General features: G+C 60.7%; 8 protein-coding genes and 1 pseudogene. 1 reads left to right on the forward strand and 8 read right to left on the reverse strand.

Translation table 11 applies throughout. The annotated features are described in order from the left end of the window. Window positions 1-175: 175 nt before the first annotated feature. Together ACST81_RS04470 and ACST81_RS04475 are read right to left on the reverse strand one after the other, a co-directional pair. Complete coding sequence (locus tag ACST81_RS04470; RefSeq protein WP_438751638.1) at window positions 176-3,658, reverse strand: beta strand repeat-containing protein; 3,483 nt, start codon at window positions 3,656-3,658, stop codon at window positions 176-178. Between the two features lie 664 nt (window positions 3,659-4,322). Continuing rightward, window positions 4,323-5,657 carry an aspartate aminotransferase family protein gene (locus ACST81_RS04475; RefSeq protein WP_438751639.1) on the reverse strand — a complete coding sequence of 445 codons (1,335 nt, stop codon included), beginning with the start codon at window positions 5,655-5,657 and terminating at the stop codon, window positions 4,323-4,325. A 141-nt stretch (window positions 5,658-5,798) separates the two neighbouring features. On the opposite strand from ACST81_RS04475, the gene ACST81_RS04480 reads away from it, so the two are divergent. Further along, window positions 5,799-6,347 carry a cupin domain-containing protein gene (locus ACST81_RS04480; protein ID WP_438751641.1) on the forward strand — a complete coding sequence of 183 codons (549 nt, stop codon included), beginning with the start codon at window positions 5,799-5,801 and terminating at the stop codon, window positions 6,345-6,347. Between the two features lie 71 nt (window positions 6,348-6,418). Here the strand turns inward: ACST81_RS04480 and ACST81_RS04485 are convergent, their stop codons facing one another. The 6 genes and pseudogenes from ACST81_RS04485 to ACST81_RS04510 all read right to left on the reverse strand — a co-directional run bounded on the left by ACST81_RS04485 (window position 6,419) and on the right by ACST81_RS04510 (window position 13,139). Further along, complete coding sequence (locus ACST81_RS04485) at window positions 6,419-8,224, reverse strand: ABC transporter ATP-binding protein/permease (RefSeq protein ID WP_438751642.1); 1,806 nt, start codon at window positions 8,222-8,224, stop codon at window positions 6,419-6,421. A gap of 323 nt (window positions 8,225-8,547) precedes the next feature. Beyond that, window positions 8,548-9,513 (reverse strand): annotated as a pseudogene (locus ACST81_RS04490) (acetylxylan esterase). Between the two features lie 57 nt (window positions 9,514-9,570). Then, complete coding sequence (locus ACST81_RS04495; protein ID WP_438751644.1) at window positions 9,571-10,329, reverse strand: iron ABC transporter ATP-binding protein; 759 nt, start codon at window positions 10,327-10,329, stop codon at window positions 9,571-9,573. Further along, a complete protein-coding gene (locus tag ACST81_RS04500; protein ID WP_438751645.1) occupies window positions 10,326-11,267 on the reverse strand; it encodes an iron chelate uptake ABC transporter family permease subunit in 942 nt (313 codons plus the stop codon). The genes ACST81_RS04495 and ACST81_RS04500 overlap by 4 nt, the downstream gene beginning before the upstream one ends. Next, window positions 11,260-12,237: an ABC transporter permease gene (locus ACST81_RS04505; RefSeq protein WP_438751646.1), complete on the reverse strand. Its 978-nt coding sequence runs from the start codon at window positions 12,235-12,237 to the stop codon at window positions 11,260-11,262. Before ACST81_RS04505 ends, ACST81_RS04500 begins: the two co-directional genes overlap by 8 nt. Further along, window positions 12,234-13,139, reverse strand: a complete 906-nt coding sequence (locus tag ACST81_RS04510; protein ID WP_438751647.1) for a siderophore ABC transporter substrate-binding protein — start codon at window positions 13,137-13,139, stop codon at window positions 12,234-12,236. Before ACST81_RS04510 ends, ACST81_RS04505 begins: the two co-directional genes overlap by 4 nt. Window position 13,140 lies beyond the last annotated feature (1 nt).

Consider the following 13,140-nt stretch of genomic DNA (forward strand, 5'->3'; position numbering starts at 1 on the left):
ATCAGGCCTATCGATGATCTTGCCAGTGTTTTGAAAGAACGGAGTTTTTCCATGTCCTCGCCCCCGAAAAGATCGCACCAGTTTCCAGCCGGAATCGGAATATAGACATCTACAAACAGAGACGCCGGGAGCGGAGATCCCGGCGTCTCTCTCATGCTTCAATGTAAGATTTCACTTACACGATGACGAAATCGGCATTTGTGATGCCGAGGCCAGCTGTGACCTGGGCAAACAATGTCGAACCACCGGCGGCGTTGCCGTTGGTATCGTAGAAGATTTTTCCGGTGTCGGTTTCGTAGATGATGCGGTCATTGGCATCGCCGGCCGTGCCGCTGGCGTTGGCGACGAACTGCGCCGCCGTCAGGGTTCCGGTCCCGAGGATGGCGTTGAAGATGGCATTTTCCAGGCGGATCGTGTCATTGACGAAGTTGAAGTCAGTTATCGTATCCACGTTGGTGGCACCCAGCGCGGTATCGAACAGGAAGTTATCGTTGCCGGCGCCGCCGGTCATCGTGTCGTTGCCAGCCCGTCCGTTCAGGGTGTCATTGCCGTTGCCGCCAAGAATGACGTTGATGGCGCTGTTGCCGGTCAGTGTATCGTTGAACGCGGAACCGGTCAGGTTCTCGATCGACGAATAGGTGTCGCCCGCTGCATCGCCGGTGTTGGAAGCCGGTGTGGTGAGGCTTGCGATGACGGCTGCGGCTGCCGTCTCGTAGGAGGCGGTATCCGTTCCATTGCCACCGGAGAGGCTGTCAGCGCCGGCTCCACCGATGAGCGTGTCGTTGCCATCCTGGCCGAACAGGTTGTCGCTACCGGCCAAGCCAAAGATCTTGTCGTTACCGGTGCCACCGATGATGCTGTTGGTGCCGGAGGTACCAGTCAGCGTATCGTTGAAGTTGGACCCGGTCAGGTTCTCGATCGAAGCATAGGTGTCGCCTGCCGCTTCGCCAGTGTTGCTTGCAGGGGTCGTCAACGACGCAACGACTGCGGCTGCCGCTGTTTCGTAGGTTGCACGGTCGCTGCCCGCACCGCCGCTGAGGGCATCGGCGCCGGCTCCGCCGTTCAGGACGTCGTTGCCATCCTGACCGAACAGGTTGTCATTGCCGGCGAGCCCGATGACCGTGTCGTTGCCGGTTCCGCCGATGATGCTGTTGGTGCCGGTATTGCCCGTCAGCGTATCGTTGAAGGCCGACCCGGTGAGGTTCTCGACCGACGTGTAGGTATCGCCCGCTGCCTCGCCGGTATTGCCGGCGGGGGCCGACAGGGAGGCGATGACGGCTGCTGCTGCCGTCTCGTAGGTCACCCGGTCGCTGCCAGCGCCGCCGTTGAGAGCATCGGCACCCAGACCGCCGTTCAGGACATCGTTGCCATCCTGGCCAAACAGGTTGTCATTGCCCGCCAGACCAATAACGGTGTCATTGCCGGCCCCGGCAATGATGCTGTTGGTGCCGGTCGTACCGGTCAACTTGTCATTGAAGTCCGATCCCGTCAGGTTTTCGACCGAATTGTAGGTGTCGCCGGTGGCTTCACCGGTATTCTGGGCCGAATCCGACAGATCGACCGTCAGCCCCGTTGTCGAATGGATATAGGTGGCACGGTCGGAGCCCGTGCCACCGGACATGGCGTCGTTCCCGAGGCCGCCATCCAGAAGGTCGTTGCCATCCGTGCCGAACAGTTCATCTCTTTCGTCAGATCCGCGAATGCTATCGTTTCCGGTGCTGCCGATGACGATGATGCGGTCATTCTCGGAGCCGGCGGCATCGAAATCCAGGACTTGCAGTTGGGACAGATCAACGCTGGTGGCGTTGAGCATTTCGACGCGGAACCTGTCGACGGTATTGTTGGCATTGAAGTCGACGATCAGATTGCTGGCAAGGCCTGCTCCGAGCTGGGCCGCGGCAACGGTCACGGAGCGATCGGCGATGACGCTGGCATCGAATTCGATTTCCTCGATGTTGGCAAATGTCGCATCGACGAACGTGACATCCGATTGTGCGAGTACTTTGTCGCTATCTGCGCCGCCATCGATCGTTTCACCGGATTCTGCACCATCGGTGTTGTAGACGAACGTGTCGAAGCCGGTACCGCCATCGAGATCGTCTGCGCCGCTGCCGCCGTCGATCCGGTCGTCGTCTGCATCGCCATCAATGATGTCGCCGGCGACGGAACCGGTGATCGTATCATTGCCGTTGCCACCGGAAATAGTGTCGGAAACGCCCGAGCCATCCGGATCGGCCTGCGTCATCGCGAAGATCGTGTCATTGCCATCATCGCCGAAGATCGTGTCGCCGTTAAAGCCGCCTTCGATCAGGTCGTCGCCGCCGCGGCCATGGATGGTGTCGTCACCGTCTTCGCCTCTCAATGTATCGGCGAAGGCACTGCCGAAGATCGTGTCATTACCCGTTCCCGCATTGACGGTGCCGCCGTCAGCAAAGGCCGTAATGACCTCGCCGGTGCCATCACCGGTAATTGTCGTTTCCCGAGGATCGAAGATCGCGAACTGGACATCGTTGTCGCCACCGGAATTGGCCGTCCAGCCAACGAGCAGGCGGCCATCGTCGGTGAGCGTAATGGAAGGCGTATTATGCGTGACGCCGCCGCCATCGCTGACGACAATTTCCTCAACACCAACCAGGACGCCATTGGCATCAAACCGCTTCATCGCGATCGTGCCAGCTTCATTGTTGTCCCAGACGACGACGAAGCCGCCGTCGCTCAGGCTGACCACGTCGGGTGTACGGTCGTTGTCGGTGCCGCTGTCATCATCGACGTTCACCTGTCCGCCTACGGCGGCACCGGCTGCGTTGTAGCGCTGGAACAGGATATCCGTGTCGCTGGCATCCGTATTCTGCCAGACGACGACGAAGCCGCCGCCGGACAATGCGGTCACGGACGGAGCGACGTCGTTTTCGCCGTCACCAAGCGTGTTCGAGACTTCGGTAAAGCCAAGCACGTTGGCGCCCGCCGAATTGATGATGCGCATGTTGAAGCCGCTATCGCCAGCGATCTGGCGGGCAATAATCACATAGTTGCCGTTTGTGAGGGTCGTGACATCGACCTGTTGGCCGTTTACGCCGACATCGGTAGAGAGGCCTCCTGACAGCAGAAGGAAGGGCGAACCTGCCGTGCCGGACGAGTCGACGATCGTTGCAAACGTATCGGTCTGATTGTTGGGGACGTCGCGTTGCTGATAGGCGACGAGGAAGCTGCCATCCGTATTCACAGTGATCTTAGGGCCACCGATGATGTCGGTGCCCGGATCGAGCGCAATCGTTCCACTCGAAACAAAGCTGCCGTCGGCGCCGCGAATATTGAAGCGTATGGAGGTGCCGTTAGCGTCCGTGTCTTCGAAGACGACCGCGAAATTGCCGTTAGGAAGCCCTACTGCGTCGATTCTGCCTTCGTCATCCGCGTTGAAAGTATCGTTCGCGCGAAATTCGGCGCCGATCGCATTGCCTTCCGCGTCAAAGAGTTGGCCGATGACGTCATTGCCGCCGGTGAAGCCGGCACCGTCATCGGTGTTCGATTGCCACAGCGCGATGAAATTGCCGTTTGCCAGGGCAACCATTCTGATACCGATCTGGTCGTCTCCGTTGGTGCCGGTATCCGTGGTGTTCGCCTGCTGGAATGCTCGCCAAAGCTTCGGAGTCGTGGTCATGTGAATTCCTCCTCTGATCTATGAATGATTGTGTGATGCATGAGTATCTCGGTCACTGTGACGACGCACCGGTGCCGTAAGCATTATGTATCAGGCTATCTCATGGGCAGATGTAACGTTTGGAACAGCGGGAATATTCTGTTCGTGTATTCAGGATTTATGCTGAGAGGATATTTTGTGATTCACAATAATAATCAAACAATTATATAATTGTATTACATAATCCGCGAATTGGTTTTCACAGCTTTCTTATGTGTGGAAATATTGCTGTTTTAATCGGTCATCATATTTTTGAAATAATTAAATTATTAATATATGCTAAACTACTAAATAGATAAGCACAAGGGAATTGTTTCCAGGCGGTTTTTACCGGTCGCCGGCAAAGGCAGCGCAATAGCGCATTGCTAACGTCCTTTTGCTGCACAGATGCAATGCACTCGGTTAACAGGCGGATTTCGATATATTGAGCCTTCTCGTCGTATCTGACGACGATAGTCAATTATGTCGGAATTGTACCATTTCCGCGCGGTTTCGATTTCCGATGTCTCGGCGGGAGAGAAGACAAAATCCCGTGAATGACTGATGCCGACGGCGCGGCTCCGATGGGCCGGAGGCAGGCAAAGACAGGCCCGGACGCAAGCTGACCCGGGCCTGTTCCGATGTATCAGGCAGCGCGCTTCAGGGCTTCGCCGAGGATGGAAACAAGCTTGCCAATCTCTTCCTTTTCGATGATCAGTGGCGGCGACAGCGCTATAATGTCGCCGGTGACTCGGATCAGCAGGCCCTTCTGGAGGCAATCGACGAAGACGTCATAGGCGCGGGTTCCCGGCGCACCGTCGCGCGGCGTAAGTTCGACCGCGCCGACCAGGCCGAGGTTGCGGATATCAGCGACATGCGGCAGGCCCTTCAGCGAATGAAGCGCGTCCTGCCAGGTTTCCGCGAGACCGGCGGCCCGGGTCAGCAGGCCTTCTTCCTCGTAGATTTCCATGGTCGCAAGGCCGGCCGCGCAGGCAACGGGATGGCCGGAATAGGTATAGCCGTGGAACAGTTCGATCTGGTTGTCCGGTCCGGTCATCAGGCCGTCATGCACCTTGCGGCTGGCAAAGACCGCGCCCATTGGTATCGCACCATTGGTCAGGCCCTTGGCGGTGGTGATGATATCGGGGATGACGCCGAAATAATCAGTCGCGAATGGCGTACCGAGACGGCCGAAACCGGTGATGACCTCGTCGAAGATCAGCAGGATGCCGTATTTGTCGGCGATGGCGCGCAGGCGCTCCAGGTAGCCCTTCGGCGGCAGGATGACGCCGGCGGATCCGGACATGGGCTCGACGATCACGGCTGCGATCGTCTCGGCGCCGTGCAACGCCACCAGACGCTCCAGGTCCTCGGCGAGTTCGACGCCATGTTCGGGCAGCCCCTTGGAAAAGGCGTTGCGGTCGAGATCGAGCGTATGGCGCAGATGGTCGGCCGGAATCTGCGGGAAGATGCGGCGGTTGTTGACGAGACCACCGACTGAAATGCCGCCGAAGCCGACGCCGTGATAGCCCTTTTCGCGGCCGATGAGGCGCGTGCGGGTACCCTGTCCGATCGATCGCTGATAGGCGATGGCGATCTTCAGCGCGGTATCGACCGATTCAGAGCCTGAACCTGTAAAGAAGACGCGATCGAGCTGCGCTGCCGGGCCGCCGGGGGAATGTTCGGCCAGCTTGGCCGCGAATTCAAAGGCGATCGGATGTCCCATCTGGAAGGTCGGGGCGAAATCCAGCGTTCGCAGCTGCCGTTCGACCGCTTCGGTGATGCGTTTGCGGCCGTGGCCGACATTCACGCACCAGAGGCCAGCCGTGCCGTCGAGGATCTTGTTGCCATCGACGTCGGTGTAATACATGCCCTCGGCACCCGCCAGCATGCGCGGGGCGGCCTTGAACTGCCGATTGGCCGTAAACGGCATCCAGAAATTTTCGAGGGGCGGGCTGTTTCGCTTGCTGATGTGATCCATGACTCTCTCCTTGGGATTGCCGTCAATGTCTGCAATTTTCGATGTCGAACAAGTCCTTTTCTACTAACGAATAAGCTATTGAAATCTATAGATCGGGATGACAGTGTTTGTTGTATTCCGAACAACAGAAACGGGATGGCCATGTCCGTCGATATCGGTAGCCGCTTGCGTCATCTGCGAACTCTTCACAATCTTTCACAGCGGGAACTGGCAAAGCGCACGGGGGTGACGAATTCGACGATCTCGCTGATCGAGTCGAACGCGTCCAATCCGTCCGTGGGCGCGCTCAAGCGCATTCTCGACGGCATCCCGATCGGGCTCGCGGAATTCTTCGCCTTCGAGCCGGAGAAGCCGCGTAGGGCTTTTTATGCGGCCGAGGAACTGGTCGAGATCGGTAAGGGGCCGATTTCCTACCGGCAGATCGGCGACAACCTGTTTGGCCGCAGCCTGCAGATCCTCAAGGAATGCTACCAGCCGGGGGCCGATACCGGGAAGGTACCGCTTGTTCACGAAGGTGAGGAGGGTGGCATCGTCCTGTCAGGCCGGCTCGAAGTGACCGTGGACGAGGACCGGCGTATTCTCGGGCCGGGCGACGCCTATTATTTCGAAAGCCGGCGACCGCACCGGTTCCGCTGTGTCGGGCCGGTGCCTTGCGAGGTTATCAGCGCCTGCACGCCGCCAAGCTTCTGATAGCCCTGCAGCCCAATAGAAAAGGCCAGATACATCATGATCGTCTGGCCTTCTGTCTAAGATCGAATTGCTCAGTCCGCCGGCTGAGGAGTTGGGGTGCGCAGGCTCTTGGGGCGCAGCAGCCGCAGCGACTTGCCGGTCGGATTGCCCTCCAGCTGCAGGACGCGGGTGAAGAAGCGGTTGCCCGGTTCCTGCCGGCCGATGTTCACGATCGCGGCGGTGCCCACTTCCTTCTCCAGAAAATTCAGGACGCGTTGGTAGGCGTCGCTTTCCAGCGTATCCAGCGCTTCGTCTATGACGATCCAGCGCGGCTTGTGCAGGCCAAGCCTTGCGATGGCGAGAAGCCGCAGCTCGATCTCGTTGAGCTTGAGCTTCGTCTTCATGTCGTGGTCGAGCAGGCCCTGCAGGCGGGCGAGGCCGACGCGGGAGAGAACCTTGGCGAGGTCCGCCTTCGGGAAGCTGCCGGGGTTTTGCGGATAGGACATGACCTCTTCCAGCGTGCCGGGCGGGAAATAGGGCGAGCGCGGGATGAATGCCATCTCGTCCTTCGGCAATGCGATCCTGCCATGGCCCCAAGGCCACAAGCCCGCGATGGAGCGGAAGAACGGTGCCTTTTCGACGCCCGCCGTGCTGGTGACGAGCACGCGGTCACCGGGGGCGATCTCGACATGAGGCTCGGCGAGTTTGATGCATCCGGCCGGAAGCGCGATTTCCAGGCTGTCGATGATCATGCGCGCATTGCCGCTTCGGGTAAAGTCGATACGCTTGCCGCTCTCGTGGCTTTCGTCGGTCATCAACATGGCGGAACGGAAGGCGGCAACGCGCAACAGCGTCGCCCGCCAGTCGGCAAGCGTGTCGATATTATCGACGAACCAGCGCAGCGAGGCGTTGACCTGGTTGAAGGCGCCGACAGCCATCATCAGGCCGCCGAAGCTCAGCGAACCGGAGAAATAGACGGGAGCGGCGATGATGATCGGTGCGACGACGGTGATCCAGCCATAGCCGGAAGTTACCCAGGTGAGACGGGTCAGCGCCAGCATCAGCTTGTTGCTGATTTCGAGAACGGAAGACAGGTCGCGCTGTAGGCGGCGCTTCTCGTTCGGCTCGTCGGCGGAAAGCGAGATCGCCTCGATATGCTCGCTGACCCGCATCAGCGAGAAACGCAGGGCGGCTTCGCGCGCATAGTGGTCGCCATTGATCTTGACCAGCGGCCGGCCGACGAACCAGCTCAGGCAGGCGGCGGTGCCTGCGTAGAGGATCGCGGCCCAGACCATGTAGCCGGGAATGTTGATATCGCGACCGGCGATATGGAACAGGAAGCCTTCCGACAGCGACCAGAGAACGCCGATGAAGCTGGCGAGGAGAATGCCGGACTGGAACAGGCCGAAGCAGATGCCCGCTGTCAGGTTCGCCAGGTGCCGCGCATCCTCATGCATGCGCTGGTCGGGATTGATGCCGATGGAGCCGGCATTGGCGAGGCGGAAGGCGCGGGCCGGCCGCATCCATTCGGTGATGAGGTCGAGCGTCAGGCCTTCGCGCAGCTTGATGCGGATCCACTGATTCAGCCAGGTTTGCACGACGTTGAGGACGAGAAGCCCGCCGGCAATCTGCGCGAAGATCAGCAATTGATGGAGGAAAGCGGGGAAGTCGCGGCGCTCCAGCGTGTCATAGAAGGGTTTGTACCAGCGATTGAGCAGAACCTGGCCGAAGGCGGTGACGAGGATGACCGAGACGATGCCGAGTGCAAGCCAAATGATCACGTTGCGGACAGGCGACGTCATGAATGCGTTCTGCATCATCCTCAGCTGATGGCGAAAAGGTTGTTCGTCGTCCGGCTGGGTCCGGTCGGGTTTCCTCATGCTTTTCTGCTGCGGCATCGGTAAAGAATCTCCACCACTGGCTTAATCGCTCGCGCGTCCAAAATGCTCCCTGAGCTAAAATAACAGCGGGGGATGGGGCGAAACTGTTTAAAAACCGCGTTTTTCTCCTGCGCGGCGACGTTTTCCACACAATATGGGTTAAAATCAGCGTCAGGGTGTGATCGCCGAAACCGTGGCGGATCGTCGACGCAGAGCGGTGCCATTGTCCGCCATGCGCAGGCGCGGTCGGGCAGGAAATGGTCAGGGTGTGTGAGAAATAGACCGCGTCTTCGCATTTGCGTCGAACAGGTCTCCCCTGCCTTCGCAGGGACATTCGCGCGTCATGGTGCCTTGAAAAGCCGCCTGACCTTTTCCCGCAGGATCGCGTCCTGCGCCGCAGCCTCGGGATAGTCGAAATGCCCGGCGTCGAGGATGAAGGTTTCATTGAATCTTGATGGTGGCAGGGCGTTCGCAACGGAGAACTGGCAGGGCGGGGCAACGGCGGGATCAAAGAGGGTGGCCGCGACGAGCATCGGCACCCGGATGCGCTCGGCCGCACTCGCCGCATCGAACAGTCGCAAGGTCTCCAGCACGCTGCCATGGGTCTTCTGATAGGCCTGGACAGACTCGGCGCTGCCGACGGGGGGCAGGCTGAGTCACAAGGGCCGGTTTCCGAAGGATGGAACCACCAGATGACCGCGGTCGATCCGCTCGTCGAACGGAATCGCCATCGCGCCGACACCGCCGCCGAAGCTGCTGCCGCTATAGCCGATCTGCCCGTCGATCCAGGGATAGAGGGCGGTGAGGGCCGAGACGGCGAGCCAGATATCCTCGACGCAGCCGCCGATGATGTAATCCTCCGCCTTGTCGATACCATAGATCACATGGCCCGGCGGATCCGGCGAGATCGGCGGGCGGGCACTCAGCGACAGGCCGCGAAAGCAGGGAAAGAGAATGGCGGTTTCCTCGACAGGGATTTCGAAATCCGGCTGGTCGCGACCACCGTAACCATGCCCGACGACAAGACCGCGCCGAACCGCACCGCTGCGAGGCAGGAGCAGCCAGCCGCAAATCTGGAAACCGCCGGTCGAGATGTAGGTGATGTCGAGCACATGCCAGTCGGGATGGCTCGCCTTGCTCTGGCGCAGCACCGGCTGCGGATCGACGGTCAGGGCCTGCTGGTATCGCTTCTGCCAATAGGCATCAAAACCCTCCGGCGCAGCCGGCGGCCTGATTGCCAGCAGGTCTTCAAGCCGCAGGCCGTAGGTGGGATCGAAGGCGAAGGGATGGACTGTCGGAACGCTCATACCACGGTTTTCCCGTGAAAATCCCGACAATGCAAGAATCGGTAGAGAGGCACCCTGTCAAAGATGATGCAGCACGAACGGTTTTCCGCCCATCCGCGCGATCTGCATCCGGTAGCCGAAAATAGCCTCGAGATTGTCCTCGGTCAGTACGGTTTCCGGCGCTCCGTCGGCGACGACCCGGCCATCGCGCATGGCAACGATGCGGTCGGCGTAGGCGGCGGCCTGATTGATATCGTGCAGGACGACGATCGCGGTGCGCTGCCGCTCGTCGGCGATCGTCCGCAGCGAACGCATCAATTGCCGGGCATGGAACATATCGAGATTGTTGAGCGGTTCGTCGAGCAGCAGATAGTCCGTTCCCTGGCAGAAGGTCATGGCGACCATGGCGCGCTGTCTTTGTCCGCCGGACAGCGTATCGACGAAGCGGCCCGAGAGCGTCTGAAGATCGAACTGTTGTAGAGCTGCCTCGACAAGCGCCAGATCGTCGGCGCCCGGGCGGCCCTGATGATGGGGGAAACGGCCGAAGCCGACGAGTTCGCGCACCGTCAGGCGGCTTGCCACCGCCCCGTCCTGTCGCAGGATGGCGAGGCGCTTGGCCAGTTGCCGGCTGGGCGTGGTGTCGACCGGCAGGTCATCGACCGTGATCCGCCCGCTCTGCAGCGGCTGCAACCGGGCAATCAGCGAGAACAGGGTGGATTTCCCGGCCCCATTCGGCCCGACCAGCGCGATGATGCCGCCCTTTTCAAGCGAAAGCGTGATGTCGCGCAGGATCGGGACATCGCGATAGGACAGCGATACATTTTCGATTCGGATCATCTGCGGCTCCCGAGAATGAGCAATGCGAGGAAGAGCAGGCCGCCGGCGAATTCGATGACGACGCCGAGTGTCGATGCGCCGCCCAGTCCGTGCTGCAGGATTGTCTGGCCGCCGACGAGCACGATGATGGCGATGAAGGATGCGGCCGGCAGCAGCAGCGCATGCCGCTGGGTCTGCATCAGCCGTTCCGCAAGGGCTGCGACCAGCAGTCCGAAAAAGGCAACCGGCCCGACCAGTGCGGTCGAGACGGCTACAAGTACGGAGACAAGCAGGAGAAGGCGGGTGGCGGCCTTGGTCCAATGGACGCCGAGCCCGATCGCGGTTTCGCGGCCAAGCCCGATAATGTCGAGCAGGTGGCGGGCGCGCCAACAGAGAACAGCCGCGCCGAGTGTCACGATCGTGCCGATGATGGTGAGATCGGCGCGCAGCGTGTTGAAATTGGCAAAGCTCGCGGTCTGGACGACCGCGAAGGCGTTGGGGTCGAGCAGCCGCGAGAGCAGGGCCGAAAGGCTGCGAAAGAGCAGCCCGAGCGTCACGCCCATCAGCAGCATCAGGCTCATGTCCATCCGCGTCCTGAGCAGCGGCCAGAGCAGGCCCATCGCGAGCGCGATCATCAGAAGCACTTCCGCGCCGAATTTCAGGCCGCCATCGAGGCTGGCATAGCCGAGGCCGCCGAGGGCGAAGACCAGGGCGGTCTGGCCGAACAGATAGAGCGCGTCGAGCCCCATGATCGATGGCGTCAGGATGCGGTTCGCCGTCACCGTCTGGAAGAGCACGGTGGATATGGCGATGGAGACGGCGACCTGGAGCAGGGCCAGGAGCTTCAGGCCCCGCAATTGCAGGACAAAAGCCATGTTGCCGCGCAGGCCAAGCGTCATGAAGGCGAGGATCGAGGCGAGCGCGATAACGGCAAGGATGATGAGGCGGCGGTCAGGCATGTGTGGCACGCAGGAACATCAGCCGCAGGAACAGGATCGCACCGACGACGCCCATGACGGTCGCGACGGGGATTTCATAGGGATAGCGCAGCAGCCTGCCGAGCACGTCGCAGCCGAGCACCAGCGTCGCGCCGCTCAGCGCGACCCAGGGGATGGTTCCGCGCAGATTGTCGCCCAGTATGCGTGAAACCAGATTGGGGACGACGAGGCCGACAAAGGGGATGATGCCGACGATCACCACCGTCAGGGCAGAGATCACCGAGACGATGACAAGCCCGAGCTGGAGCGTTCGCTGGTAATTCAGGCCAAGCCCGATGCTGGCATCGCGCCCGAGCGAGAGCACCGTCAACCGGTCGGCGACCCACCATGCAAGCGCCACCATCAGCGCGGTACCCCAGAGCAGTTCGTAGCGTCCGCGCACGACGCCGGAAAACTCGCCATTGGTCCAGATATCGATGAACTGCAAGAGTTCCGTCTGCCAACCGATGAAGGTGACAACCGCGCCGATGACGCCACCGTAGACGAGGCCGAACAGCGGCACGAGATAGGGCTGGGTCGGCGGAAGACGATGCGCGGTCATCAGGAAGATCGAGGTGCCGATCAAAGCCAGCACGCTGGCAAACAACGTTTTCACGACCAGTGCTGCCCCGGGAAAAAGAAGGGTCATGATCAGGATGCCGAGCGCCGCACTTTGTGCTGTTCCCGATGTCGACGGTTCGACGAAGCGGTTTCGCACCAGCGCTTGCATGATGAGGCCGGCAATCGAAAGGGCGGCACCGGTCAGGATCGCCGCCATCGTCCTTGGTAGTCGGCTGGCGAGCAAAAGCTGCAGTGATGCGGGCTCATCGACGATTGTCCACGGCGAAAAGTCGCTTGCACCGATGAAGATGCTGAGAACCACAAGCACGACAAAGGCCGCGCAGGCGGCCAGTTTCGTTTTCGGTTTTCCAGGGACGCGTATCTCGGTCATTGGGCCTTGGAATATGCTTCGGCAATCGTCGTGAATACCCGGCTCATGGCCTGGACGCCACCGGCGGCGATATAGAAGTCACCGGCCGGAAGGTAAATGACCTGGCCCTTTTTCCAGGCGGTCGTGCCCGCCACCAGTTCGTTGTCCAGCGTCGCCCTGGCGTTCTGGTCTTCCGAACCGATCGCGGCGGCGCGATCCACGACCAGCAGCCAGTCGGGATTGGCCTTGGCGATGAATTCGAACGAGATGGCTTCACCATGGGTGGCGGCCTCGACATCGGGAACGGCCGGCGGCAGGTCGAGCGTCGCGTGTACCCAGCCGAAGCGCGAGCCTGGGCCGTATGCGGTGACTTTCGGGCCGTTGGTCATGATGATCAGGGCCTTGCCCTTGCCGGCGGTGGCGGCCTTCGCTTTTTCCACGGTCGCATCGAGCGCCTTGGCAGCCGCTTCGGCTTCAGTCTGTTTGCCGAACAGTGCGCCGTAGCTTGCCAGCCGGGTCTTGGCCTGCTGGAAAAGGTCGTCGCCATCCATCGTCATATCGATCGTCGGTGCCACTTGAGATGTGGCCTCGACCTGCGGGGAGGAGCGGCCGCCGAGAATGATGAGGTCCGGCTGCAGCTCGCTCAGGGCCTCGAGATTGGGCTCGAAAATATCGCCGACGACGGCGGAGCCATCCTTCAGACGCGCCAGTTCCGGCAGGTAAAGATTGGACGGCAGACCGGCCATCTCTATGCCGAGGCTGTCGAGCGTGTCGATGGCGGCGATGTCGAACACCGCAACCTTGGCCGGCGTTGCGTTGATCGTGACGAGCCCCTTCGCGGTTTCGATTTCGGCGGCATTGGCGGTGCCGGCGAATGCCAGCGTCAAAATCGCGACGAGAGTCGTGATGGTCTTGGTCAGCATC

Source organism: Pararhizobium sp. O133 (genome assembly GCF_051669845.1).
Lineage (GTDB): Bacteria > Pseudomonadota > Alphaproteobacteria > Rhizobiales > Rhizobiaceae > Pararhizobium.